The sequence below is a fragment of the Actinocrispum sp. NPDC049592 genome (genome assembly GCF_040675465.1).
Lineage (GTDB): Bacteria > Actinomycetota > Actinomycetes > Mycobacteriales > Pseudonocardiaceae > Kibdelosporangium.
Genome location: NZ_JBFAPA010000007.1, coordinates 182,108 through 207,826, shown reverse-complemented (window position 1 = coordinate 207,826; position 25,719 = coordinate 182,108). Strand labels below are relative to the sequence as shown.

The following is a 25,719-nucleotide window of genomic DNA, read 5'->3' as shown; positions in this document are numbered from 1 at the left end:
GTTGACAATAAAGGTTCAGACCACAGCGGGGCAAGACGGTCGCTGACCATTGACTTTGTTAAGAAAGTTCCCTATTAATAGGCGATCCCAGCCGCCGAGGAGGCCTGCATGCCCTCGTTACGGGCGAGAGTCGCCCTTGTCCTGGCACTTTTGCTGACATTCTCACTGGCGCCCGGCGCTGTCGCGTCGGCGTCACCCGATACCTCGACAACCACCACTCTTGCCGAGTCGACCGGTGCCAGCACCCCGGTCGCCGGCTGGCAGATCCAGTCGTCCGCGCAGGTCAGCGTCGATGGCGCGGCGGTCTCCCGCACCCAGTTCAACGCCCGCTCCTGGTATCCGGTTGGTCCTCGTTCGACCGTTTTGGCCGGGCTGGTGCAGAACGGCAAGTACCCCGATCTCTTCTACTCCACCAACCTGCGCGACAAGGTCAACCTGGCGGACTTCAAGGTGCCGTGGTGGTACCGCAGCGAGTTCACCGTGCGCGGCTGGGCCCCGACGACGCTGCTGCGGGTGCCCGGCGTGATCTCGCGCGGTGAGGTGTGGGTGAACGGCACCAAGGTCGGCGACGTCGTGGGCACCTACAACGCCCGCGAGTTCGACATCAGCTCGCTCGTCCGCCCGGGCCGCAACGCGCTGGCGATCAAGGTCCAGCCCGCTGACCCGCAGGAGGACTTCGGCATCAGCTGGATCGACTGGGCCCAGCCCGCCCCGGACAACAACATGGGGATCTGGCGGGACGTCGAGATCGCCCGCACCGGTCCGGTCTCCATCACCGGTACCTACGCGCACTCCAAGCTGGCGCTGCCTACTCTGTCCTCGGCTGACGTGACCGCGTTCGCCGAACTGCACAACAACACCAACGCGCCGCAGTCCGTCTCGCTGCAGGGCCGGATCGGCGACCGCAGGCTGAGCCAGAACGTCCAGCTGAACGCGGGCGAGACCAAGGCCGTCGCGTTCCCGGTCGAGACCTTCCGCAACCCCAAGGTGTGGTGGCCTGCCCAGTTCGGTGACCAACCGCTGTACCGGCTCGACGTCACCGCCCGGGTGGGCGGCTGGACCTCGGACCAGGCGGGCTCGAACTTCGGCATCCGCGACGTGCAGTCCAGCCTGAACGCCAAGGGCGACAGGCAGTTCGTCATCAACGGCAAGCCGCTGCAGATCCGCGGCGGCGGGTGGGCACCCGACTTGTTGCTGCGCACGCAGCCCGAGCGGCTCGAGTCGCAGATGCGTTATGCGCGGGACCTCGGCCTGAACGCCATCCGGATGGAAGGCAAGCTGGAGACGCCGGAGTTCTACGACCTGGCCGACCGGTACGGCATCATGCTGCTGCCCGGCTGGGAATGCTGCGACAAGTGGGAACCCTGGAGCGGTTGGGGCGGCTCGGACTGGACCGCCTCGGACTACGAGATCGCGCGCGGTTCGATGGCCGCGCAGGCCCGTTTCGTCCGCAGTCACCCGAGTGTGATCGCGTTCCTGATCGGCAGTGACATCACGTCACCGACCGATGTCCAGCAGATGTACCTGGCCGAGTTCGAGAAGGCCGGCTGGGCGAACCCGGTGGTGTCCGCGGCTTCGCTGAACGGTGGCGCGCAGCCGCCGTTGGGGTCCTCGGGCAGCAAGATGGAAGGCCCGTACGACTGGGTTCCGCCGAACTACTGGTACGGCGACCAACTGGGTGCGGCGTATGGGTTCGGCGGCGAACTCAGCGCCGGGCACTCCATCCCGAACCTGGACAGCGTCCGCGCCATGCTGTCGCCGACCGAGCAGGAACAGCTGTGGAAGGAGCCCACGACTCCGCAGTTCCACACCGGTCGCGGCAACGAGCCGTTCAACAACCTCACCTTGTTCAGCACCGCGCTGGCCAAGCGGTACGGCACCCCAACGAGCCTGACCGACTACGTCGACAAGGCTCAGCTCGCCAACTACGAGCAGACTCGTGCGCAGTTCGAGGCGTACGCGCGGCGAATGACCGCCGAGCGTCCCGCCACCGGGCTGATCTACTGGATGCTCAACAACGCGTGGCCGTCGCTGAACTGGCACCTGTTCGGCAACGACCTCGCACCGGCCGGTGCGTACTTCGGCGTCAAGAAGGCGAACGAGCCGCTGCACGTGCAGTACTCGTACGACGACCGCTCGGTTGTCGTGGTCGGCCAGGGCCCGAAGGGTGGGCAAGGCCTGACCGTGCGCGCCGACGTGTACAACCTCGACGGCAAACTGGTGCACAGTCAGGAAAAGCGCGATCTGTCCGTCGCATCCCTGGGCGTCACTGAAGCTTTCCAGCTGCCCGAGCTGCAAAACCTTTCGTCGACGTACTTCGTGCGGCTGAAGCTGACCGACCGCAGTGGCCGTGAGGTCAGCAAGAACACGTACTGGCTGTCGTCGAAGCCCGATGTGGTCGACTGGGCCAACAGCGACTGGTACTTCACGCCGGTCAGCAGCTACGCCGACCTCAGCGGCCTGGCCACGCTGCCCAAGGCGGGCATCGACGTCCGCGCCCGCACACACAACGGAACGACTACCGTGACCATCAAGAACACGTCGTCCACCATCGCCCCATCCGTCGCGCTCACCCTGCGCAAGCAGGACGGCAGCCAGGTGACCCCGGTGACCTGGAGCGACAACTACGTGTCCTTGCTGCCCGGCGAATCCGTTACCGTGCAAGCAAACCACGGCGAATGCGGCCGACCCGTCGTTGAGGCCAGCGGCCTGAACGTCACCACCGCCAAGACCCTCGCCGACCAGTAACAAAACACAACGGTGGCCTCCGGCCCCCCGAAATCCAGCCTACCGCCGAGCACCGACAGAAACCGTTGGCCACGGCGCCGATGCGACGAGTTGTCCACAGCGGACACTTGTCCACAGGCACTGGGTCTCCGGCTTCCGTCGGGGTGATCCGGTCGGTACGCTGGAAATTGAGGGCCGGAGGCCAACTTGCTGCTAGGGCGATCAACCGCAGTCCGCGACCGAGCCAGGGGCACAGCCAACCGGCGAGAGTCCCTGCCGTCTGCCGGTGAGCTGCCGCAACGGGGTGAATCGGCTGGTCCCACCTGGCACGGCAACCCGCAGACCGCAAGACATCCGCGACGGTGCGGCAATCCGCCGAGCAAGGCCAATCGGCCACAGCGCGGCAACTCGAGGAACCTCAGGCCAATCAACGGCGGCACACCAATCCGGGAACCGCAGCGTCAGTCATCGGCGATTCGGCGGCCACAGGGCTCACCGAAGGAGGCGGTAACCACAGACCCCAGCGAATCAGTGGCGGCACGACAAGCCGGGAACTACGCGCCAATCGACAGAGGCGCGGCCCCCGCAGACCACAAGACTTGTCGGCGGGGCGCGGCAATTCGGAGACTCCAAGACTCGTGGGCGGCGCAGCGATCCGCAGGCTCCAAGATTCATCTACAGCGGCACGGCGTCCATAACGCGCAAGGCTCCTCTGCGCGGCAATGGAGACCGCAGAGCTAATCAGCGGCGATGCGGCAATCCACAACCCAAGACCCATCCACCGCGGCGCGGCAGCCCACAGGCCCAAGACCCATCCACCGCGGCGCGGCAATCCACAGGCCCAAGACCATCCACCGCGGCGCGGCAACCCGCAGGCCCAAGACCATCCACCGCGGCGCGGCAACCCGCAGGCCCAAGACCATCCACCCCGGCGCGGCAACCCACAGACCCAAGACCCATCTGAAGCGATGCGACGAATCGGGACGCAGGGGCAGTCGGCGTGGGGGCAGTCGGCGTGGGGGTGGCAAGCCGGAGACCGCCGACGAGCTGCTCACATAACCTCTGCGGCCCGCAGATCGCCTCGTTCAATCCGCGGAGCACGTCGAGGCCGGAAAGCGGCCGGAGGCGAAACCAATGGAGCCAAGGAATCAGTGCCCATCTGAGGCCAACGAGTGCCTATGCAGCGCCCTGGCCGACCAGCGCCGACCCGAACCGTGACCGCAGGCCGGTGCGATCGACTGTGGTTCGGGTCGACCAGGCTTATGGGCAAACGGAAGGAGGCTGGGCTTGCGGTGATGTGGTTCAGGTTTTGGTGGGGTTTGCAGTGCGGAGGACTACGCAGCATTCGTCTTGGGTTGGGGCCAGGGCGGCTTCGATGGCGGTGGAGGCACCCAGGCCGCACAGGAATCCGGTCAGAAATGCCTGGTTGATTCCGCACACGAGGTCTGGGGCTTGGGCCGCCAGTGGGTGGAACGGGCAGTTTCGGAGCCGGACGCAGGTTGGGCTTTCGCGGCTGGGTTCGAACCCGTGGCGCGCGAGTACTTCCTGGGCGACCGTCAGTGTGCGCTCTGGGCCGAGGCGTCCTAGTTTGCGGGCTCTTTCCGGCTCCTCGTGTGGGTCTGCGCCGGTGCGGACTTGGGTTCCGAGGTCTTCGCCGCGGCGGCGGGCCGATTGGATGGCGGCGTCGCCTGCCTCGGTGGTTACGACGGCGTCCAGGAGGATGGCCGCGAGGGCGTCGTGCTGGCGTTCGGGAATGGCGACGCTGATCTCCACCGTTGCCGGTTCGTACACCTTCGGGGCTCGGCCGACTCTGCCTTCTGGGCGGTAGTTGGCCTGCAGCAGGCCCGCGGCCACCAGTTTGTCCAGGTGGAAGGCCGCCAGTTTGCGGGAGATGCCCACCGAGGCCGCCGCCTCGTCGCGGGTCACCGGACGGCGCGCCGCACGGATGAAGCGGTACATGCCCCGCCGCAACTCGTCGTCCAGCGCCGCTACCGCCCTGATGTCCGGATCCTTCACCCTTGCACACTAACACTAACGCGAAATGAGGTTGGCGTAACCCTGACTATTGACCAGAGAGGGTAATAAGACCAAGATTTCTTGGTGTAAGTCGCCGCACACACGACGCACCGAGGAGCCGCCATGCCCGCCCGAACCACCCTGCGGGCCGTACCCGAGGCGGCCGCCGAGGTCGACCTCGACGCCGCCGAACGCGCCGCTAGCGAGTTCCTCAAGGCCCTGGGCCTGGCGATCGACGACGAGGGCCTGCAGGGCACACCCGGCCGGATGGCCCGAGCCTATGCCGAGCTGTTCACGCCACGCGAGTTCAACCTGACCACGTTCCCCAACGACGAGGGTTACGACGAGCTCGTGCTGGCCCGCGACATCCCGGTGCGATCGGTGTGCGAGCACCACCTCCTGCCGTTCTCCGGAGTCGCCCATGTGGGTTACCTCCCCGGGGAACGCATCGTGGGGCTGTCCAAGCTCGCGCGGGTCGTCGAGCACTTCGCCAGCCGCCCCCAGGTCCAGGAACGCCTGACCAAGCAGGTGGCCGACTGGCTGGGCGGGCAACTGCACCCGAAGGGTGTCGGTGTGGTGATCGAGGCCGAGCACTCGTGCATGACGTTGCGCGGCGTCCGCGCGGCCGGCTCGCGCACGGTCACCTCTGCGCTGCAGGGCATCTTGCGGGAGGATGGTCGCTCGCGGCAGGAGTTCTTCGCGCTTACCGGTGTACACGCCTGAATGGAGGATTTCCAGTGACCACCTTCGTCATCGTCGGCGGTGGGCTCGCCGGCGCCAAGGGCGCGGAAGCCTTGCGGGACCAGGGGTTCGACGGCGACATCGTGTTGATCACCGAAGAACGGGTGCGTCCCTACGAACGGCCGCCGCTGTCCAAGGGCTATCTGATGGGCAAGGCCGAGCGCGAGAGCATCTTCGTGCACGGGGAGAACTGGTACGACGAGAACAACGTCGACCTGCGGATGGGCGTCGCCGCGACGGCCATCGACCGCGCCGCGCACGAGGTCCGGCTCTCCGACGGGTCCACCGTCACCTACGACAAACTGCTGCTGGCCACCGGATCCAGCCCCCGTCAGCTGCCCGGCGCGGAAGGCGCGCTGTACCTGCGGCGGGTCGAGGACTCCGAGCGGATCAAGTCCACCATCGCGTCCGCGTCCCGGCTGATCGTGGTCGGCGCCGGGTGGATCGGCCTGGAGGTGACCGCGGCCGCCCGGGAAGCCGACGTCGAGGTCACCGTGCTGGAAGTGGCTTCGCTCCCGCTGCTGGCCGCGATCGGTCCCGAGGTCGCGCAGGTGTACGCCGACCTGCACGCGGCGCACGGCGTCGACCTGCACTTCGGTGTCCGCATCGACCAGGTCACCGCCACCAGCGTCCGTCTCGAGGACGGCACCACCTTCGAAGCCGACGCGGTCCTGGTCGGCATCGGCGCCACCCCGAACGTCGCGCTGGCCCAGGAGGCCGGACTCGACGTCGACAACGGTGTGCTGGTCGACGGCTCGCTGCGCACCTCCGACCCGGACATCTTCGCGGCCGGCGACATCGCGAACCTGATGCACCCCGTCCTGGGCCACCGGATCCGCGTCGAGCACTGGGCGAGCGCGCTCAACCACCCCAAGGTCGCCGCGACCGGGATGCTCGGCGGCGAGGCGCAGTTCACCGACCAGCCGTACTTCTACACCGACCAGTACGACCTGGGCATGGAGCACCGCGGCGACATCAGCGGGTACGACCGGGTCGTGTTCCGCGGCGACGTGCCGAAGCGGGAGTTCATCGCGTTCTGGCTCAAGGACAACAAGGTCATCGCGGCGATGAACGTGAACATCTGGGACGCCAACGACCAGATCAAGGCCCTGCTCAGCTCCGGCGACCCGGTCGACCCCGACCGCCTCGCCGACACGAACACACCTCTCTGACACCCATGGCCTGTGCGCGGTCACCATCCGGGCCGCGCACAAGCCATGATCGTTCAACGGGATCACCCGACCAGCCTCAGATATATTGCATATCTTAGGCCTATCGGTGCAGGTTGACCGGTGTTTTCTGGCGATGTCGAGTTTGCAAAGAGTAGACTTTGCAAAGTGCCTCCCCCAGTTCATCCGATCCGCACCGAACTGCTCGGCCTGTTGCGCGAACGGAAGACCGTGACCGCGACCGAAGCCGCCAAGCAGCTGGGGTACAGCTCTGGGCTGTGCTCCTTCCATCTCCGTCAGCTCGCCAGGTACGGGTACGTCGAGGAGGTCGGGACGACCGACGGACGCGTCCGGCCCTGGCGTCTCGCCGTGCCCGCCGACGGACCGGACCTCGGCCTGCTGGCTCGTGAACTCGAGGACGAGGGCTACCAGCGCTGGCTGCAGCAGAAGCACACGGCGCCCGAGGAGTGGATGACCGACGAGGCGTTCAGCTCCGTGCTGTTCCTGGAACCGGAGGAACTGGGCGAGGTGGCCGCCCAGATCCGCGCGCTGGTCGCCCGGTACGCCACCCGCGAACCCACCCCCACCGCGCGGCCCGTCGCCGCCGTGACGCGGTTGTTCCCATTACTGCCAGTGGAGGAGAAGACGTCATGGCCGTCCGAGAGCTGAGGTACCTCGGCGACCCGGTGCTCAGCACCCCCGCCGACCCGGTCACCCGGTTCGACCGCAGACTCCAGTCCCTCGTGGACGATCTGATGGACACCGTGCTGCTCCCCGGCCGAGCCGGGCTCGCGGCGCCCCAGATCGGCGTGGGGCTGCGCGTGTTCAGCTACAACATCGGTGGTTTGCACGGTTATGTGGTCAACCCCGAACTCGTCGACCTCTCCGACGAGATCCAGGAAGGCCCCGAGGGCTGCCTGTCCGTCCCCGACCTCTGGTTCCCCACCAAACGCGCGGCCGAGGCCACGGTCAAAGGCGTCGACGCGAACAACAAGCCGATCTCGGTCACCGGCACGAAGGAGCTGGCGCGGTGCCTGCAGCACGAGACCGATCACTTGGACGGGAAGTTGTACCTGGACCGGCTGGAGCCTGAAGTGCGCAAGGACGCGATGCGCCAGGCGCGGAACTCCGAGTGGTTCTGGCGGGGCGAAGCGGGATAGCCCCGGGTTGATGTGCGGGCCGGTGACGAGGATGTGCTCTCGGCGCCGGCCTTTTGCTTGCCTGGCCGGATCTCGCTCGCTTTTGCTGAGGCGATCGATGCTTATGGGGATATGTCGTGGGTTTGGAGTGCGGTGTGGCAGGTGCTTCGGTTAGGGCGTGAGGAACGTCTCGGGAGGCATGGTCGAGGCGATGGGGCTTACGTCGTGGACTTGGCGTGGTGGGTGATGACGGGTGCTTCGGTTAGGGCGTGAGAAAGGTCTTGAGGGGCATGGTCGAGGCGATGGGGCTTACGTCGTGGGCCTGGGGTGTTGGTGATGACGGGTGCTTCGGTTACTGGGCGAGGAAGGTTTTGAGCGGAGTGGTCAGTACTTGCGGGTTGACGTCGTGGGTTTGGTTGGGGAGGGATTGGTGGGTGGCTGTGGGGAGGGTTGCGGCGAGGGCTTTGGCGGCCTGCTGGAGGGTGTGGGGGCTGGCGCTGCCGGACATGACGAGGGTGGGGATCGTGATGTTGAGGGTCGGGATCCTGCCGTCGCCGAGGATCTCCGCGTCGTAGGCGAGGGTGTGGGCGATTGCTTCGAGGACCGGCCAGGCGGGTTGGGTACGGAGGGTGGCGATCATTTGCTGGGGAACGCCCACGTTGGTCATGAAATGGGCGATGGCGGCGCCTTTTCGGCCCGCGGCAAGGAGTTCGTTCAGGTGGGTGGCGTATTCCGTTGTTGCCGCCGGGTTTTCGGATGCGGCGATGAACGGTGGCTCGTAGAGGGCCAGTTTGGTGATCGCTGGGGTGACTTCGGCTGTCGCGAGGGCAAGCGCCGCGCCGGAGGAAATGCCGTAGACGTACGCCTCTCCCCCGGTTTCGGCGACGAGGGCTTGGAGATCCTCGATTTCACGGGCAACTGCATACGGTTGGGTGTCCGTGCTCTCCCCGCGGCCACGGCGGTCGTAGGTGTAGACGGTGAAGCTGTCCTCGAGGGCGGCGGCGAGTGGTTGCAGCGGGCCTGCGGCGCGGTAGCACATGGCGCCGTCGACGAGGATCAGCGTAGGGCCGGAACCCGTTCGGGTGTAAGCGATTCTGGTGCCGTCGGGTGAGGTGACGGAAGGCATTGGTCCTCCAGTGGTCAGGCCGTGATTTCGGCGAGGTACTTCTCGAAGCGGTCCAGGCTGGTCGCGAACCCGGCCCTGGCCTCGGCGCTCATGTACGCGGCCGGGACATTGGTCTGGTGGGTCACGACCTCGGTGTCCCCATTGGACAGTTGGGTGAACGTGATCTCGGTGCGCATGCCGCCCTCGACCTCACCCTCGATCCACACGAGACGGTGAGGACGCTCGATTTCCGCATAGATGGCCCGCATTGTGTACGCCGAACCATCGGCGTCGTTGACCATCGTGGTCTCGAAGGCGCCACCCGGGCGCAGGTCGACGACGATGCCGTCGAGCGGTGTCGTCGTTCCGGTCGGACCCCAGAAATGGATGAGGTGCTCGGGCTGTGTCATGCAGTCGAACAGCAACTCCGGGGACGCCCGGTGGACGCGCTTGTAGGTGAGTTCACCGGTCTCGGTCATGTGGATGGTCCTTCGTCGCGGGCTTGCAAGGCGGCCAGGTGCGCGCTCAACCGGTCGTGCCGGTCGGCCCAGACCTGGCGGTGACGTTCGATCCAGCCGGCGGCCGCGTCGAGACGAACCGTCTCCAGCACGCACGGCCGCGTCTGCGCGGTCCTCGTGCGGGAGATCAGGTTGGCGCGTTCGAGCACCTTGAGGTGTTTCGAGATCGCCTGCTGGGTCATCTCGAACGGTTCGGCGAGCTCGTTCACCGTCGCGTCGCCACGGGCCAGGCGCTCCAGGATCGCGCGCCTCGTCGGATCGGCGAGTGCCGAGAACACCAGGCTCAGCTCGTCTTCCACAACTGCTGGCATGCCCAGACCGTACCCACAACCAAACAGTTTCACAACCATATGGTTGTAGATAACAGCGACAACGACTGCCGAGAGGCATTCGCAGGCTTAGACCGTGAGGTTGCGACCGGCGCCGAGGCCGCAGCACGCTTGCACAAACGCGGCCACGAGCAGCATGGTCATCGGCGCGGTCCAGGTGTTGGTCGCGTCATGCAGGGCGCCGAACACGACCGGTCCCAAGGTGGCGAACAAGTAGCCGACGGACTGCGCCATGCCGGACAGGGCCGCGGCGGCGAACGAGTCGGCCGAGCGCAGCGTGAAGAAGAACAGTGCCAGTACGAAGCAGAGCCCGCTGGCCAGGCCGACGATGATCACCCAGAGCACCGCGAGGCCGGGCGCGAGGATCAGACCCAGGTACCCGGCGAAACTCAGCATCGAGCCGCCGGCCGCCAGCAGACGCTGGTCGGGCAGCTTGTTGGCCACCAACGGGGTGACCGCGCTCATCAGCACGCCCAGCACCTGCAGGACGAGCAGCAGCCAGCCGCCGGTCTCCTCGCTGCGGCCCAGGCTGTGCAGGATCGCCGGGAACCACGCGAGCACGATGTAGAACCCGAACGACTGCAAGCCCATGAACGCCGTGACCTGCCACGCCAGCGGCGAGCGGAACGGCATCCGCCCGGTCCGCGCGGGCATCGCGACGGCCTGGTCCCGCCGGAACCCTTGCGGCAGCCACACCGCGAGCGCGATCAGCGCCAGCCCCGCCGTGCACCCGAGCGCCGTGCGCCACCCGCCCGGGAGCGTGCCCGCCAGCGGCACCGCGAGCCCGCTGACCACCGCGCCGACGACGCCCATCGTCACGGAGTACAGGCTCGTCATCTGCGCGACCCGGTCCGGGAAGTCGCGCTTGAGCAACGCGGGCAGCAACACGTTGCCGACGGCGATCGCCATGCCGAGCAGGACCGTGCCCAGCCAGAGCAACCCCGGCAACGGCACCGACCGCAACAGGATCCCGACGGTCAACATGACCAGCGCGAACCAGAGCAGCCGTTCCATGCCAACGCGGCGCGCGAGCCTCGGCACCTGCGGCGAGAACACCGCGAACGTCAGCAACGGCAGCGCGCTGAGCAGGCCGGCCTGCCCCGCGGAAAGCCCCTCGTCACGCCGGATCGTCTCCAGCAGCGGGCCGACCGAGGTGATCGGGCCCCGTAAGTTGGCCGCCACCAACAGGATCCCGGCGATGACCAGCACTCGTCGCGCGGTCCGCACACCGCTGCCGGACACCATCACTGCGCCCATACTCGCGTCCCAACCCGCTTACAACGTGATCCGACGGATCATCCTACGTATGCGTCGGCCTTTTTGGCCACCCACATGCGTAGCATCGGCAACTGTCCGTATCAACAGTGCGTAGCGGATCAGTTGCGAGCTGCAGGCGACTACCTAGGGGACGCTCGTCCTGTTGGCCGATCAGACTTTCCGCCACCTGTGGTCATCGCGGGACACGGCCGCGTTCGCCGGGTCTCTGCGATGCTGGGATCGTTGGGCGGTCGGAACCGACCGGCTTACTGCGCGCCTGTGGGCGTGCTTCAGTGAGGCGCCTCCTGGTGTCGCTTCAGTGCGCCTTCATGCCGACGCCCTGGCGGGTTGTTGCGACCGCCATCCGCCCGAGCTATGCCACAGGGACCGTTTCGGCCTGGCTGTCGCCATTGGGGACGCCTGTGTACACGGGAATGGCCGGGCAGGGCGGCCTCTTGCAGCCGGGATCCGCCAGGCGCGCTTCAGCGCCCGAAGCGGAGCAGGCCAAGGGCTTGGTCTCGGCCCGGCCATCGCAACCAGTGATCCACCAGGCACGTCCCATCGCCCCGAACGGCAGGAGCCAAGAGCTGCCTCAGCCCGGCTGTCACGACCGGGAGCCGTCCGGCACGTCGGCACCCCGACGCGAGGCAGGTCAAGAGCCGCCCTGTCGCGACGGGAGTCCGGCAGGACGGGCCTCGGCGCCCGGAAACGATGCGGCCAAGGCCGTCTCGGCCTGGCTACCGCGATCCATCACGCACGCCCGAGCACCCCGAAGTGCGACAGGCCAAGAGCTTTGCCCCGGGCCTCCCTGTCGCGATGGGAATCCAGCAGACGGGCCCTCGGCCCCCGAAAAACGATGCGGGCAAAGGGGCACCTCGGCCTGGCGACCGCAACCGCGATCCATCACGCACGCCTCAGTATCCCGAAGCGGGGCAAGCCAAGAGCTTTGCCCCGGCCCGCTCCTGCCGCGACGGGAATCCAGCAGGCGGGCCCTGGACGCCCGAAAACGATGCGGGCAAAGGCCGCCTCGTCCTGGCTACCGCGATCCATCACGCACGCCTCAGTACCCGAGGAAGCGGGGCCTGCCTCGGGCTGGCCATCGCGACCCGAATCCAGCAGGCTCGCCTCAGCACCCCCGAAGCAGCGCAAGCCAAGAGCTTTGTGCCCCGGCCCAGCCATCACAACCGGAATCCGCGGGGACGCCCAGCCAGCAGACGCGGTGGGACAGGCATCGCCTCTGCCGGTTGTTGCAGCCGGGATCCGTCAGACACCTGAAAGCGGGCGGCCAAGGACCCGTCGTGGCTTGGCCGTCGCGGACCTGAGACCCATCAAACACGGTCGAAGCAACAGAGGCGGAGCAGGCAGGCGCCGCCTCTGTTGCTTGCTGTGCATGGGATGCGTCAGCAAGCGGAGGGATGGGTACCGGGCGCGGTGGCGTGGGTGTGGCGGTGGGTTTTGTTAGGCGCGGTTGAGGACGCAGAACTCGTTGTTCTCTGGGTCGGCCATCACCTCCCAGGGCACGTCGCCTTGGCCGATGTCGATGGGGTGGGCACCCAGGGCTGTCAGTCTGGTTACGTTGGCCGCTTTGGTTTCTCCTGGGATCGGGCGGATGTCGAGGTGGAGGCGGTTCTGGCCGGTTTTCGGGGTGGTGTTCGGGACGAACTCGAGCCAGGGGCCTTTGCCGTTGGGTGGGGCCAGGCCGACGGCGTCGCCGTAGTCCTTGCCCACCGGCCAGCCGGCGGCCTCGGTCCAGAATCCCGCGAGGGTGTGAGGGTCTGCGGCGTCGACGACGATCGCGGCCAGGGCGCCCGTGTCCCGGTAGATGTCGCGGGGTTCGAGGACGCAGAACTCATTGCCGTGGGGGTCGGCCATCACCTCCCAGGGCACGTCGCCCTGTCCGATGTCCACAGACCAGGCGCCGAGGTCCTTGGCGCGCTGGATGATCGCCGCCTGGTCCTCGGCGGACGAGCTGGCCAGGTCGAGATGCAGCCGGTTCTTGCCGGTCTTCGGCTCGGTGACCGGCTCGAACACCAGGTCCAGCAACCAGCCCTGCGACTCGGGCGCCCGCACGTCGATCTCCTCGGGCGACTCGATGAGCTGCCACCCCAGCAGCTCCGAGTAGAACCGCGCGAGCTCGGCCTGGTCCGAGGTGGCGATGACGATGTTCTCCAGTCTTGTGGCCATGAACGCACGCTAGCGCCGGGCACCGACAGTTTCCGAGCGAAAAAACCGGAATGTGCCGTGCCGCAACGGCTTGACCTGGAGCTTTTCGCACAGTCGGGGGAAAATCGAAGGGCCACAAGCCGTGGCCCTTCGATTTCAGCGGGTCGCCATGCGCAGCAGCGCCCACATCTGGTTGATCGCGTCGAGGTCCTTGTCACGGTTGACCGCCGTGTCCGGCAGCCGGCCCCACAGCCATCGGTAGACCCTGGCCGGGCTGCCGGTCACCACCCCGTTCGCTCTTTCCGTCTCTCCCAAGGTGGTCCGCCAGGCGGCGATGCCGCCCGTGGTCACGCGGACCAGCCATGACTTGGTGGATGTCGTCACGGCCACGGAGAAATCCCTTGTCCCGAAGACCCCTTGCACGGTCAGCCGGTGGGCCAGCCAGAGGGTCAGGATCTCGTCCACGCCGTCTATCGCGATGTCGTCGTCGATGACGCCGACCGGGTCACCCACCGCCGCCTGGACGTCACCGCGGTGGATCACCGTCTCGTGTGCCATTCGCCTGCGCCAGAACCCATAGGTGGAGTCCGCGGCCCACCAGGTCGCGCACGGATCCTGGGGGTCGTGCCGGGCGAGCTCGTCGACCAGCGCACGTGCCCCGCTGACCACGAAGTCCCGCAACGACTGGAACGGTCCCGGCTCCCGCTGCCAGGTCCGTGGCGAGTCGCCGGTGCGCATCCACTCCAGCACCATCCGGTACACGCTGCCCACGTGCCTGGCCGTTTCCCCGACGGTCAGGCCTGGAGCCTGCGGAACCCTCAACTCCTCCCGTGCCCCGTCGACCGTCTCCGCCAGTACGGTGGCTTCGATCTCGAGGGCGTCCAGCAACCGGTCGTAGTCGGCGAGCGCCTTCACCCCGGGACGACCCGGGCGATCAGGCCGATGAACTGCTCGCACTGACGAACCAGTTCGTCGGCCGACCGCGCGCTGACCAGCCGGACCCGGCCCGCCTGGACGGCCGCGCGGGTGGACGAGCACGCGGCGAAGTACGCCGCCCACTCCCGCAGTTCCGGTGCGACCGCGGGCAGCAGGGTCCACACGCTGGTGGGCCGGGCGTGGCCGCGGTGCGGGCGCCCGCGGTGGGCGAGCATCGCGGCCGCTGCCCGCAGCGCGGACATGTAGGCCTGGGCGTAGCGCTCGGCGGGTTCCTCCTCGGCCGCGGCCGCGCGGACCCCGCACTCGGCCTGCCGCAGCAAGGCCTCCGGCGAGCCCGAGGGCAGCGAGTACGTGCGCCGGCGGGAGTTGCCCCGGTGGGCTCCAGGGAAGTCGACAGTTGTTGACATGTGGCCTCCTCACGCCCTCGAAGCGGCCACGGCGACCGCCTCGACACCCACCGTGGGGAAGCCGGTGGGCCCGGTGGCAAGGCGCTTCCCCCGCCCCGCCACCGGGCAGCAGTGTTCGAAATCAGTTCGAACACACGTTCGAGTCTACCTCTGCTCGGGCAGCCTCTCAACCGGCTTGACCCAGGTCATGGTGTGATTGGACGTGTGCAGGACCACCCGGCAGTCGTGAAGTTCACCGCGGCCCTTCTCGAAGCGGGCCTGACCGCGGAGGCCGAGGGCATCCGCATCCTGGCCGACGAGGTCCGCACCGCGGCGCTGGCCGCGGCCGCCCTCGGGATCCCGGTGGGCGCGATCGCCAACAGCCTGGTCTTCCGCGCCCACCACGGTGACCAGGTCAAACCGCTGCTCGTGCTGACCTCGGGCGCGCACCGCGCGGATCTTGGCATCCTCAAGACCCTGACCGGCGCGGACAAGATCGACAAGGCGGACGCGCAGTTCGTCCGCGACCACACCGGCCAGCCGATCGGCGGCGTCGCGCCGACCGGGCACCCGGACCGGATCGACACGATCGTCGACAACCACCTCGCCGCGTACGAGGTGGTGTGGGCGGCGGCCGGCCATCCGAAGTCGGTTTACCCCACGACTTTCGCCCATCTGCGGGCGCTGACCGGGGGCACGGCTGCGGACGTTCGCCGCAAGGAGGATGATTCCTGACGTGACCGCGGTGCCATCGCACAGAACCCAGCTCGTCGAGCTGTCGGCCGACGCCTTACGGTCCCGGCTGTACGAGGCACTCGGCCTGTACGTCACGGCCATGGGCTACCCCAAGGGCACGGCCGAGCAAAGGGCCCCGATGTGGCTGGCGCACATGCTGCGCGACGGCTGGCGTTGCGTGGCCGCGATCGACGCGAACGACCAGCTCACCGGGATCTGCTACGGCTACCGGGGTGCGCCTGGGCAGTGGTGGCACGAGCAGGTGCGGCGCGGGGTGGTCGAGTTCGGCGGCCCGGCCATGGCCGAGGAATGGATGGCCGACTACTTCGAGCTGACCGAGCTGCACGTCCGGCCGGACCGACAGGGTCAGGGCACCGGCGAGCACCTGCTGCGGATGCTGCTGGACGGCGTGTCGAACACACGGGTACTGCTGTCAACACCAGAGGGCCGTACGCGCGCGTGGAGCTTGTACCGCCGCGTCGGGTTCGTCGACGTCCTACGCAACTACCGGTTCGCCGGGGACCCACGGCCGTTCGCCGTGCTGGGGCGCACGCTGCCCATGTCATGACACAGCCCCCGTGACGCATCACGGGGGCTGCTTGGCGCCCAAGATCAGGGAGCCGGTGGAGCAGGCGGCACGGGCGGAGCCGGAGGTGCAGGCGGTGCCGGCGGCGCGGGCTCCGGAGCTGGTGGAGCCGGCGGTGCGGGCGGAGCCGGAGGTGCTGGTGGCGCCGGAGGAGCCGGGGGCGCTGGTGGTGCGGGCGGCGCCGGGGGCGCGGGAGGTGCCGGCGCGGGCAGTGACGGCACGGTCAACGGGACCGGCAGGCACTTCGCGTCGTTGACGGCCTTCACCGCGTCGGCGAGCTTGGTCACCGAGCTGGTCATGGCCGTCGCGTCCGGCGGCGTCGCGAGTGTGGCGCTGACCCCGCCCAGCACTGCACTCAGCAAGTTCACCGTCGGTGCGAGACATGCGTCAGCCGCGTTCGGCGCCGGCGGCGGTGGCGTCGAAGGCGGAGTCGCGGGGGTCGACGGCAGCGCGGGCAGGCACTCGGCCTTCTGCGCGCCGAGGACGGCGTTGTAGACGTCACCCAGGGCGACCTGGGACTTGGCCGGGTCTGGCAGCGCACCTTTCAGGCTGTCGACCGCGGCGACCAGGGTCTTGACCGCCGGGGTGTCGGCGGTGCAGGCGGCCCTGGCCGGGTCTTGACCGGCCGCGGCGCTGGGCAGCGCGACCGCGGCCAGGCCCAGCGCTGCCAGTGACAGCACGACGGGCAATCGTTTGGACATCGGTCTCTCTCCTTGCGGTTCCCCACCCCGGAAGATCCGGGCGAGGCCGATGGTAAGCACCGTCACACCCCCTCTGATCTGCGCAAACGCGCTATTTCACCACAACGGGCGACGTCGGCTGGCGAAACGGAGCGGAAGTGGTTAGATACGCTTCGCAACTGTTGGACTGACAAGTATTGAAATCTGTCATCGCGACGCACATACTTGAGGGACCACGTTCGAACGAGGAGGAACCTCAAGTGCGAGAGCGTCAACTCGGTACCGGCGGCCCGGAGGTCTCGGCGATCGGCCTCGGCGCGATGGGCATGTCGGACATGTACGGCCCGGCCGACGAGACCGAGAGCATCGCCACCATCCACGCCGCGCTGGACGCGGGCGTCACCCTGATCGACACCGGCGACTTCTACGGCATGGGCCACAACGAGATGCTCATCGGCCGTGCCCTCAAGGACCGGGACCGCGACCAGATCGCGATCAGCGTCAAGTTCGGCGCGCAGCGCGGGCCCGACGGTCAGTGGCTCGGCTACAACACCAGTCCCGCCGCGGTGAAGACCGCGCTGTCCTACACCCTGCGCCGGCTGGGCACCGACCACATCGACATCTACCGGCCGGCCCGGCTGGACCCGAACGTCCCGATCGAGGAGACCGTCGGCGCGATCGCCGAACTGGTACGGGCCGGGTACGTGCGGCACATCGGGCTGTCCGAGGTCAGCGCGGAGACCGTGCGCCGTGCGCACGCCGTGCACCCGATCACGGATCTGCAGATCGAGTACTCGCTGATCTCGCGCGGACCGGAACGCGAAATCATCCCCGCGCTGAGGGAGTTGGGTATCGGGCTGACGGCTTATGGCGTTCTGTCACGCGGTCTGCTGTCCGGCCACTGGACCAAGGACCGCGACGTCGCCGGGGACTTCCGCGGCAACAGCCCGCGGTTCCAGGGCGAGAACCTCAGCCACAACCTCGGGCTTGTGGATGCTTTGCGCGAGGTTGGGGACAACAAGGGGGTTTCCGTCGCTCAGATCGCCATCGCCTGGGTACTGTCGCGCGGTAAGGACATCGTGCCCCTCGTCGGCGCCCGCCGGCGGGAGCGGCTCAGTGAAGCGATCGGAGCGCTCGAAGTGGACCTGTCACAGGCGGATCTCGACCAGATCGAGAGCGCCGTCCCGGACGGCGCGGCCGCGGGCGACCGTTACGCGGCCGCCCAGATGGCCATGCTGGACAGCGAGCGCTGATGGCCGAAGCGCTCACCGGCGAGCAGATTCTCGAAGCGGCGCAGGATGTCCTGCGCCGCTTCGGCCCGGCCAAGGCGACCGTCGTGGACGTCGCTCGCGCGCTGGGCGTGAGCCATGGCAGTGTCTACCGGCATTTCCCGAGCAAGGCGGCCCTACGGGAGGCGGTGACGCGGCGCTGGCTGGACCGCGCGCATGCCTCGGTCACGCTTGCCCTGCAACTGCGGGCGCCCGCGCCGGTGCGGCTGCGGCAATGGCTGTGGTGCTTGTTCGAAGCCAAGCGGCACAAGGCTTTGGACGATCCGGAACTGTTCGCCACGTTCGAGGTGCTGGTGCGCGAGACCAGCGGGGTGGTCGCCGAGCACATCGCGAAGATGGTGGCCGAGATCGAGGTGATCCTGCGCGAGGGCGTGGCCGCCGGGGAGTTCCGGCCGGTCGACCTCCCGCTGACCGCACAGGCCGTCTTCGACGCCACAGCACGGTTTCACGATCCCGCGTACGCCGCCCACTGGTCGTCCGAAGGGATCGAGGACGCCTTCAACGCCGTGGCCGACCTGGTGCTCAACGGCCTCGCACCCCGCTGAACAGGGTGCGAGGCCGCCGAAGTCACGGCCTGCGCAGGCTGGCGCCCAGGTTGTCCAGGCCCATCGAGCCCAGCCGCAGCGCACGCATGTGGAAGTCCTTGAGGTCGAAGGAATCCCCGGCGCGGCGACGGGCCTCGTCGCGCAGCTGCAGCCAAAGGCGCTCGCCCAGCTTGTACGCGGGCGCCTGACCGGGCCAGCCCAGGTACCGGTCGATCTCGTCGTGCACATGGGCCGGGTCGGTGATCGTGCGGGTGAGCATGAACTCCAGGCCCAGTTCGGGAGTCCACCGCTCGCCGTCGTGGAACCCGCTGCCCGCCGGAATTTCCAGCTCCAGGTGCATGCCGATGTCGATGATCACGCGGGCGGCGCGGAACAGGTGCGCGTCGAGCATGCCCATCAGGTCGCCGTCGTCGGTCAGGTACCCCAGGTCCTGCATCAGCCGCTCGGCGTACAGCGCCCAGCCCTCGCCGTGCCCGGACACCCAGCCGAGCAGCCGCTGGAACCGGTTGAGCGACTCGGCCTGGTAGACGCCGGTGGCGATCTGCAGGTGATGTCCCGGCACGCCCTCGTGGTACACAGTGGACACTTCGCGCCAGGTGGTGAACTCCTCGCGGTCCGCGGGCAGCGACCACCACATCGCCCCCGCCCGGCTGAAGTCGTCGCTCGGCCCGGTGTAGTAGGCCCCGACGGGACCACCGGCCGGGGCGATCCTGCAGTCCAGCCGCATCAGCTCGTCGGGGATCTCGAAGTGCACCCCGCGCAGCTCAGCCAAAGCGTTGTCGGACAGGCGCTGCATCCACTCCTCGAACGCACGGCGGCCGCGCACCAGGTAACGCGGGTCGGCGTCGAGGGTCGCGGCGGCCTCGGCCAGGGTCGAGCCGGGCTTGATCCGCTCGGCGACCGCGACCATCTCCTTCTCCACCCGGAAGAACTCGGCCCAGCCCCACTCGTAGGCCTCCTGCAGGTCGAGCTTGGCGCCGATGAACAAGCGCGACCACAGCTCGTACGCTTCCCGCCCGGCGGCGTCCCTGGCGGGGGCCTGCGGGGCGATCTCGGTCCGCAGGAACCGCGCCAGCTCTCCATACGACTCGGCCGCGGCACCCGCCGCGGCCGAGAGCCGGTCCGCCGGGACACCTTCGACGGCGCGGCCACTGTCCACCAGCGCCCCGAAGAAGCCGTCCGGCCCGGCCCAGGTCTCGCACTGCTCGGCGACCTTGGTGATCTGGCGGACCGGCGCCAGCCGGTCCCGGCGGGCCGCGTCCTGCAGGGCGGCACGCATGCCGGTGATCGCCTCGGGCACCTTGGCGAGGCGCTCGGTGATCACCGCCCAGTCGTCCGCGGTGTCGGCAGGCATCAGGTCGAAGACCATCCGCAGCTCCTGGACCGGGCTGGAGATCACGTTCACCCGCCCGATGTCCAGGCCGGCCTCGTTCAGCTCGACCTCGAGACCCAGGCGTTCCAGGAAGTGCGCCCGGGCCGCGTGCTGGGCCTCGTCGGCCGGTTCGATCGCCTCGACCTCACGCAGGTAGCGCGCGGCCAGGTCGACCCGTTCTCGCACCCCGTCGGGCGAGAAGTCGGTGATACCGGACTCATGTGATGCGATTCCGGCATATGTGGCGGCCAGGGGATCCAGGGTGGCGAACTCGTCCACGTAGCGGTTGCAGGCCTCGTGAACGTTCGCGGACTCGGACGACATGCCCGGACGTTACCGCGTGAAATGCGGCGGCGGGCCCGACTTCTTTCGCAAACTACTGGACAGAGCTGGCACGATGATCCGGTGCATCCGGCTTCCCACCGCCCAGCCCGCCGGTGGGCTGTCCTCCCCCTCGTGCTCATGCTGGCCTTCGCGCTGGCCGGTTGCGTGCGTGTGCACGCGGCCATGGCCCTCGGTTCGGACGACCTGGTCTCCGGCACCATCGAGATCGCGACGGTCCAGACCAAACCCGAGGACACCGGCCCGCCGCTGACCGTCTCCGCCGAGCTGACCGACAAGGTCACGCTCACGCCGTACGCGGCGGACGGGTACGTCGGCCAGACCGTGCACTTCGAGAACCTGAGCTTCGACCAGGTCCGCACGCTCAGCCAGAACCTCAGCAGCCAGTCGGCCAAGTACCAGCTCAACTTCCGCCGCTCGGGCGACATCGTCTCGCTGGCCGGATCGATCAACCTGACCCAGCTGCGGCCCGAGGGCGTCGACGTGCAGCTGAAGATCGCCTTCCCGGCCCAGGTCGGCAAGACCAACGGCCGGGTCGAGCAGGACAACAGCGTCGCCTGGGACGCCAAGGCGGGCCAGGTCACCGAGTTCAGCGCGACCGTGCAGTACAGCGACCAGTCCGGGATGTCCTGGACCCGCTGGGTGCTCATCGTCGGCGCGGGCGCGGTCGGGACCGCCTTACTCGTGCTGGTCTTAGCCCTGGTGGCGCACCGCCGGAACGTGCGCCAGATCCGTCAGTCCGAGTACAACCAGTCCCAGCTCGTCTAGGCCGTCCTGCTGGGAACCAGACCCAGCCTGCCGAGCACCTCCTTGGTCGCCTTGGACCGGTTGAACGTGTAGAAGTGCAGCACGTTGACGCCCTCGGCGATGAACCGCTCGCACATCTCGGTCACCACGTCGATGCCCTCCGCGCGGAACGCCTTCGGGTCGTCCACCAGCGGCTCCAGCCGGGCGGCGATGTTCGCGGGCACCGGTGCGCCGGACAGTTCCACCGTCTTGCCCAGCATCTTGGGCGTGGTGAGCGGCATCACACCGGGCAGGATCGGGGCGTCGCAGCCCCGGGACGCGACCCGGTCGCGCAGCCGGAGGAAGTCGTCGGCGTCGTAGCAGAGCTGACCGATGGCGAAGTCCGCGCCGGCCTGGATCTTGCGCACCAGGTGATCAGCGTCGACGTCCAGGTCGTGCGCACGCGGGTGCCCGTACGGGAACGCCGCCACGCCAACGCAGAAGTCCCCCAGCTCACGGACCAGCTGGACCAGCTCGGACGCGTAGGTCAGGCCCTGCGGGTGCTTGACCCACTCCCCCATCGGGTCGCCCGGGGGGTCGCCGCGCAGCGCGAGCACGTTGTGCACGCCGACGGCCGCGTACCAGCCGATGACGTTGCGCAGCTCGGCCACCGAGTGGTCGACGGCTGTGAGATGCGCCATGGGAACGAGCGTGGTTTCGCGAGCGACGCGGCCGGTCGTCCGGATTGTCCGGTCCCGGCGGGAGCCCCCGGCACCGTAGGTGACCGAGACGAAGGCGGGGTCGAGCCCCTCGAGCTCCCGGATCGCCCGCCAGAGGATCTGCTCGTCAGCGTCGTCGCGGGGTGGCATGAACTCCACCGAGAACACCACACGGTCGACGGAGATGCGCTCCAGCACGGACGTCATGACCGAAAGCCTATCGGCACACCTGACCCCGCAGAATCGGCCAAGCAGTGAAGGGCGCACCATGGTCGTGTGCACCCAGCGCCACGAACCGAACTCATCGACGACGCCATCCGCGAGCACGTCGAGCGGACCCTGACCGAGTACCTGGCGGCCAAGCAGTCCACGATGGCCAGCCTGACCCAGGAGCTCGCGGACGCGCTCGACTCGCTGGTGGAGTTCATCCTGCGGGGCGGCAAGCGGATCCGGCCGACCTTCGCGTGGTGGGGCTGGCGCGGCGCGGGCGGCGAACCGGACGCGCAGGCCGTGCTGCACGCGGTCAGCGGTCTCGAGCTGATCCAGGCGTGTGCCCTGGTGCACGACGACCTGATGGACGCCTCCGCGGTCCGCCGTGGCTCGCCTACCGTGCACGTCACGTTCACCGATCTGCACCGCCAGCGGGGCTGGCTGGGCTCGCCGGACCGGTTCGGCATGGCCGCCGCGATCCTGCTCGGCGACATCGCGCTGGCCTGGGCGGACGACATGTTCTACAGCTCCGGGCTGGCCTCGCACCGGCTCGCCGCGGCCAGCGAACCGTGGCAGGCGATGCGCTCGGAGATGCTCGCCGGGCAGTACCTGGACATCCTCACGCAGGTCGAGGGCGACGAGTCGCCGGAGGCCGCGCTGCGGGTGGCCCGGATGAAGACCGCCGCGTACACCGTCGAACGCCCGCTGCAGATGGGCGCCGCGCTGGCCGGGGCGGACACCGAGCTGGTCGAGCGGCTGCGGGAGTTCGGCGCCGACATCGGCGTGGCCTTCCAGCTGCGCGACGACCTGCTGGGCGTCTTCGGCGACACCGACGTGACCGGCAAGCCCGCCGGGGACGACCTGCGTGAGGGCAAGCGGACCCTGCTGGTCGCGCTCGGCCTGCAAAGGGCCACTCCGGCGGGGGCCGCTGTGTTGCGGGACGTGCTGGGCCGGGACCTGACCGATGCGGACGTGACGCGGGCGCGCAGCGTGCTGACCGAGTCCGGTGCGGTCGCCGCCGTCGAGGACCGGATCGAGGCGCTGACCGCGAGCGCGATGCGGGCGCTGGAGTCGGCCGACCTCGCGGCGCCCGCGGGTGAGCGGCTCGCCGCCCTGGCCGTCGCCGCGACGCGGAGGAACCACTGACCAGGACCGTCAAGGGCGCCACCGATCACGTCGTGGTGGTCGGCGCCGGGCTGGCCGGGTTGTCGTGCGCGCTGCACCTGCTGGGCTCCGGCCGTCAGGTGACCGTCCTGGAGTCCTCACCCACGCCTGGTGGACGGGCCGGGCGCATGCGGATGGGCGAGTTCACCGTGGACTCCGGTGCGAGCGTGCTGACCATGCCCGAGCTGGTCGCCGACGCGCTGGCCGCGGTCGGCGCGCCCATGCCGGAGCTGGTCAAGCTGGATCCGGCCTACCGCGCGCACTTCCCGGACGGCAGCGAGATCTCGGTGTTCTCCGGTGAGGACGCGATGGCCGACGAGGTCCGGCGGGTCGCCGGTGCGCGGGAGGCCGACGGGTACCGCAAGCTGCGGCGCTGGCTGACCGAGCTGTACCGGGTCGAACGGGACTCCTTCATCGGCGCCAACTTCGACTCGCCGTTGGACCTGGTCGGTTCGCGGTTGGCGAGCCTGGTCGCGCTCGGCGGGTTCGGCAAGCTGGGGCCCGCGATCGGGCGCTACCTCAGCGATCCGCGGCTGCGGCGGCTGTTCTCGTTCCAGTCGCTGTACGCGGGTGTGCCGCCGCGCAAGGCTTTGGCCGCGTACGGCGTGATCGCCTACATGGACACCATCGCGGGCGTGTGGTTTCCGCGCGGTGGGGTGAACGCGGTCGCGCAGGCGATGGCGGACGCGGCCGAGAACGCCGGTGCCAGCCTGCGGTTCTCCTGCCGGGCGGCGTGGCTGGAGCGGATCGGTTCGCGGTTCACGGCCGTTCGCACGAACACGGGTGAGCGAATCGCGTGTGACGCTGTGGTGCTGACTCCCGACCTGCCGGTCAGCCGAAGACTGCTGGGTTTTCACCCGAAGCGGCTCGTCCCGCTGCAGTGGTCACCGTCCGCGGTCGTGCTGCACGCGGGCGTGGACCGGACGTGGCCGATGCTGGACCACCACACGATCTTCTTCGGCGGCGCGTGGGACCGGACGTTCACCGAGATCACCCGGTCCGGGCGGCTGATGACCGACCCGTCCCTGCTGGTCACCCGCCCAACCGCGACCGATCCGTCGCTCGCGCCGCCCGGGCACGAGGTCGTGCAGGTCCTCGCGCCCTGCCCGAACCTGAGGACCGGCCGGATCGACTGGCCGCGGGTCGGTTCCGCGTATCGTGATGAACTTGTTGGCGTACTGGAAAAACGAGGTCTCACCGGGTTCGGCGGCTCGATCCGGATCGCCGAACTGGTGACTCCGGCGGACTGGGAGGCGCAGGGACTCGGCGCCGGAACGCCGTTCTCGCTGGCCCACACGTTCCGGCAGACCGGCCCGTTCCGTCCGCGCAACCTCGTCCCGCATGTGGACAACGCCGTGCTGGCCGGCTGCGGCACAACGCCAGGGGTGGGCGTACCGCCGGTGCTGATCTCAGGCAAACTGGCAGCTCAACGGATCACCGGGGGTTCTTGACGTCCGGCGGTCCGTTGGCAGACTGGTGCGTACGCCACGGACAACGGGACGGTTGATGCGGAGACTGGGCGTCTTGCTGAGTGTGGTCCTGCTGTGCGCGGCCTGCACCGGCTCGTCCGACGACACCCCTCCGCCGCAGGTCGCCAAGTTCTCCGCGCCGGACGCGCTGAATGAGTCCACAGTGGACCTCAAGGGCGCCGGGGCGTTGCGGTACAACGGTTCGCTGACCGCTCCCGCGGGCGACAAGGTCACCTTGGACGTCACGGTGACCAAGGCGGGCGAGTCCAGCGGGCAGCTGACCGTCAACGGCCTGCCCGCGAACATCCTGGTGCTCGACCACACGCTGTACCTCAAGGGCGGCGTGGACTTCTGGCTCAAGCTGTCCGGGGTGCCCGACTCGACCGCGCCGATCATCGCCGACCGCTGGACGAAGACCCCGGGTGTGCTGCTGGGCGTCGACGTGGAACGGATCTTCGACACCGACGCTTTGGCCGCCCTGTTCGGAAAGCCCGTCGGTGACGGCAAGAAGACGACGATCGCGGGCACCGAGGTGTACGAGGTGGAGACCGACGCGGGGTCGGTCTTCCTCAGCGCGCAGGCGCCCTACGGGATCGTCCGGTTCGACCTGAACAAGACCGGCAAGACCGATCCGACCAAAGTGCACGACCTGGCGTTCAACGTCTCCGACGCGACCAGCGACATGGCCGCGGTCTACCGGGATCTCGCCACGAAGGCGGCCGAACTGGACGGCGCCTACGACCCGTTCATCGGGGTCAAGCAGGGCGAGTACAAGTTCGAGAACTGCTCGGCGGCCAGCTGCGCGATCGTCGTGGACCTGACCAACATCGGCCGGTCCGCGGCACGGGTGGCGATCAAGGCGACCTGGAAGGGCGAAGGCGCGCAGATCGGCTCGTGTGAGGCGCGCACCGATGTGTTGCAGCCCGGCCAGTCCGGCAACGCGACCTGCACGCTCGCGTCGCCGGAGTGGAACAAGTTCTTCCGCCGGGCCCAGTCCGTCCCCGGGCAGCACCCGTACGGGGCCGAGTGGACGGCGATGGCCCTGGTCACGCCGCCCGACCCGGCCGGCCTGCGGACGTTGGCGTCCTCCGCCGAGACGCCGGTGGCCAACCCGCAGGGCGACGAGCACGTGTTCGTGCTGCGCGACGACGCGGGTTCGTCGGACAAGCAGATCTGGAAGTACGGCGTGGCCAGCGGCAACGACTGGCGCAAGGCCGCCGACGACCAGCTGAAGTACTGCCAGGCCAGCAAGGGCGTCAAGTGCGCGGTCGACCAGGTCGCCACCACCGGCGACCCCGCCTCCGCGCATGCCCTGGCCCGTCAGCTGGTGGACGCGTACAAAGGCCGGACGGGCGCGTGCCCGTCCGGCCAATGGGTCGGCTGTGCCCGGAAGTGA

Annotated in this window: 24 protein-coding genes; 13 read left to right on the top strand and 11 right to left on the bottom strand. The window is 68.7% G+C overall.

What is annotated here, in order from left to right:
* Positions 1-108 precede the first annotated feature (108 nt).
* Positions 109-2,748, top strand: coding sequence for a sugar-binding domain-containing protein (locus AB0J95_RS19900; RefSeq protein ID WP_364759373.1), 2,640 nt, complete (start codon positions 109-111; stop codon positions 2,746-2,748).
* A 1,281-nt stretch (positions 2,749-4,029) separates the two neighbouring features.
* Here the strand turns inward: AB0J95_RS19900 and AB0J95_RS19895 are convergent.
* On the bottom strand, positions 4,030-4,743 hold the full coding sequence (locus AB0J95_RS19895; RefSeq protein ID WP_364759370.1) for a transcriptional regulator: 714 nt from the start codon (positions 4,741-4,743) through the stop codon (positions 4,030-4,032).
* A 123-nt stretch (positions 4,744-4,866) separates the two neighbouring features.
* On the opposite strand from AB0J95_RS19895, the gene folE reads away from it, so the two are divergent.
* The 4 genes from folE (at position 4,867) to def (ending at position 7,813) form a co-directional block, all read left to right on the top strand.
* Entirely contained in the window at positions 4,867-5,466 is a 600-nt protein-coding gene (gene folE, locus AB0J95_RS19890) for a GTP cyclohydrolase I FolE (RefSeq protein WP_364759367.1), read from the top strand.
* Positions 5,467-5,480: 14 nt separating this feature from the next.
* Positions 5,481-6,656, top strand: coding sequence for an FAD-dependent oxidoreductase (locus AB0J95_RS19885; protein ID WP_364759364.1), 1,176 nt, complete (start codon positions 5,481-5,483; stop codon positions 6,654-6,656).
* A 165-nt stretch (positions 6,657-6,821) separates the two neighbouring features.
* Positions 6,822-7,322, top strand: a complete 501-nt coding sequence (locus tag AB0J95_RS19880) for a helix-turn-helix domain-containing protein (RefSeq protein WP_364759361.1) — start codon at positions 6,822-6,824, stop codon at positions 7,320-7,322.
* The gene (def, locus tag AB0J95_RS19875) at positions 7,304-7,813 is read left to right on the top strand and encodes a peptide deformylase (protein ID WP_364759358.1); all 510 of its coding nucleotides are present in this window, start codon (positions 7,304-7,306) and stop codon (positions 7,811-7,813) included. The genes AB0J95_RS19880 and def overlap by 19 nt, the downstream gene beginning before the upstream one ends.
* 331 nt (positions 7,814-8,144) lie before the next feature.
* Here the strand turns inward: def and AB0J95_RS19870 are convergent, their stop codons facing one another.
* The 7 genes from AB0J95_RS19870 to AB0J95_RS19840 form a co-directional block, all read right to left on the bottom strand.
* Positions 8,145-8,918 carry an alpha/beta hydrolase gene (locus AB0J95_RS19870; RefSeq protein ID WP_364759355.1) on the bottom strand — a complete coding sequence of 258 codons (774 nt, stop codon included), beginning with the start codon at positions 8,916-8,918 and terminating at the stop codon, positions 8,145-8,147.
* A gap of 14 nt (positions 8,919-8,932) precedes the next feature.
* The gene (locus tag AB0J95_RS19865; RefSeq protein ID WP_364759352.1) at positions 8,933-9,376 is read right to left on the bottom strand and encodes an SRPBCC domain-containing protein; all 444 of its coding nucleotides are present in this window, start codon (positions 9,374-9,376) and stop codon (positions 8,933-8,935) included.
* Positions 9,373-9,726, bottom strand: a complete 354-nt coding sequence (locus AB0J95_RS19860) for a metalloregulator ArsR/SmtB family transcription factor (protein ID WP_364759349.1) — start codon at positions 9,724-9,726, stop codon at positions 9,373-9,375. Before AB0J95_RS19860 ends, AB0J95_RS19865 begins: the two co-directional genes overlap by 4 nt.
* Before the next feature lie 87 nt (positions 9,727-9,813).
* Complete coding sequence (locus tag AB0J95_RS19855; RefSeq protein WP_364759346.1) at positions 9,814-11,001, bottom strand: MFS transporter; 1,188 nt, start codon at positions 10,999-11,001, stop codon at positions 9,814-9,816.
* Between the two features lie 1,458 nt (positions 11,002-12,459).
* Positions 12,460-13,185 carry a VOC family protein gene (locus tag AB0J95_RS19850; RefSeq protein ID WP_364759343.1) on the bottom strand — a complete coding sequence of 242 codons (726 nt, stop codon included), beginning with the start codon at positions 13,183-13,185 and terminating at the stop codon, positions 12,460-12,462.
* 135 nt (positions 13,186-13,320) lie between these two features.
* On the bottom strand, positions 13,321-14,079 hold the full coding sequence (locus tag AB0J95_RS19845) for a maleylpyruvate isomerase family mycothiol-dependent enzyme (RefSeq protein ID WP_364759340.1): 759 nt from the start codon (positions 14,077-14,079) through the stop codon (positions 13,321-13,323).
* Complete coding sequence (locus AB0J95_RS19840; protein ID WP_364759337.1) at positions 14,076-14,507, bottom strand: SAV_6107 family HEPN domain-containing protein; 432 nt, start codon at positions 14,505-14,507, stop codon at positions 14,076-14,078. Before AB0J95_RS19840 ends, AB0J95_RS19845 begins: the two co-directional genes overlap by 4 nt.
* Positions 14,508-14,699: 192 nt before the next feature.
* Here AB0J95_RS19840 and AB0J95_RS19835 point away from each other — a divergent pair, with 192 nt between their 5' ends.
* Positions 14,700-15,221 (top strand): YbaK/EbsC family protein, encoded by a 522-nt coding sequence (locus AB0J95_RS19835; RefSeq protein WP_364759334.1) that lies wholly within the window; start codon positions 14,700-14,702, stop codon positions 15,219-15,221.
* Between the two features lies 1 nt (position 15,222).
* Complete coding sequence (locus AB0J95_RS19830) at positions 15,223-15,789, top strand: GNAT family N-acetyltransferase (RefSeq protein WP_364759331.1); 567 nt, start codon at positions 15,223-15,225, stop codon at positions 15,787-15,789.
* A gap of 44 nt (positions 15,790-15,833) precedes the next feature.
* Here AB0J95_RS19830 and AB0J95_RS19825 read toward each other — a convergent pair whose 3' ends face one another.
* Positions 15,834-16,508, bottom strand: coding sequence for a hypothetical protein (locus tag AB0J95_RS19825; RefSeq protein WP_364759328.1), 675 nt, complete (start codon positions 16,506-16,508; stop codon positions 15,834-15,836).
* A 239-nt stretch (positions 16,509-16,747) separates the two neighbouring features.
* On the opposite strand from AB0J95_RS19825, the gene AB0J95_RS19820 reads away from it, so the two are divergent.
* On the top strand, positions 16,748-17,740 hold the full coding sequence (locus AB0J95_RS19820; RefSeq protein WP_364759326.1) for an aldo/keto reductase: 993 nt from the start codon (positions 16,748-16,750) through the stop codon (positions 17,738-17,740).
* Complete coding sequence (locus AB0J95_RS19815) at positions 17,740-18,321, top strand: TetR family transcriptional regulator (protein ID WP_364759323.1); 582 nt, start codon at positions 17,740-17,742, stop codon at positions 18,319-18,321. The genes AB0J95_RS19820 and AB0J95_RS19815 overlap by 1 nt, the downstream gene beginning before the upstream one ends.
* A 22-nt stretch (positions 18,322-18,343) precedes the next feature.
* On the opposite strand, the gene AB0J95_RS19810 is transcribed toward AB0J95_RS19815, so the two are convergent.
* Positions 18,344-20,017 carry a DUF885 domain-containing protein gene (locus tag AB0J95_RS19810; protein ID WP_364759321.1) on the bottom strand — a complete coding sequence of 558 codons (1,674 nt, stop codon included), beginning with the start codon at positions 20,015-20,017 and terminating at the stop codon, positions 18,344-18,346.
* 132 nt (positions 20,018-20,149) lie between these two features.
* Here AB0J95_RS19810 and AB0J95_RS19805 point away from each other — a divergent pair, with 132 nt between their 5' ends.
* Positions 20,150-20,803 (top strand): DUF3153 domain-containing protein, encoded by a 654-nt coding sequence (locus AB0J95_RS19805; RefSeq protein WP_364759318.1) that lies wholly within the window; start codon positions 20,150-20,152, stop codon positions 20,801-20,803.
* Here AB0J95_RS19805 and AB0J95_RS19800 read toward each other — a convergent pair.
* On the bottom strand, positions 20,800-21,687 hold the full coding sequence (locus tag AB0J95_RS19800; protein ID WP_364759315.1) for a methylenetetrahydrofolate reductase: 888 nt from the start codon (positions 21,685-21,687) through the stop codon (positions 20,800-20,802). The genes AB0J95_RS19805 and AB0J95_RS19800 overlap by 4 nt on opposite strands.
* A gap of 144 nt (positions 21,688-21,831) precedes the next feature.
* Here AB0J95_RS19800 and AB0J95_RS19795 point away from each other — a divergent pair, with 144 nt between their 5' ends.
* The 3 genes from AB0J95_RS19795 to AB0J95_RS19785 all read left to right on the top strand — a co-directional run bounded on the left by AB0J95_RS19795 (position 21,832) and on the right by AB0J95_RS19785 (position 25,719).
* Positions 21,832-22,836, top strand: coding sequence for a polyprenyl synthetase family protein (locus AB0J95_RS19795; protein WP_364759971.1), 1,005 nt, complete (start codon positions 21,832-21,834; stop codon positions 22,834-22,836).
* Positions 22,837-22,868: 32 nt separating this feature from the next.
* Positions 22,869-24,305 carry a phytoene desaturase family protein gene (gene crtI / locus AB0J95_RS19790; protein ID WP_364759312.1) on the top strand — a complete coding sequence of 479 codons (1,437 nt, stop codon included), beginning with the start codon at positions 22,869-22,871 and terminating at the stop codon, positions 24,303-24,305.
* A gap of 73 nt (positions 24,306-24,378) precedes the next feature.
* Entirely contained in the window at positions 24,379-25,719 is a 1,341-nt protein-coding gene (locus tag AB0J95_RS19785; protein WP_364759309.1) for a hypothetical protein, read from the top strand.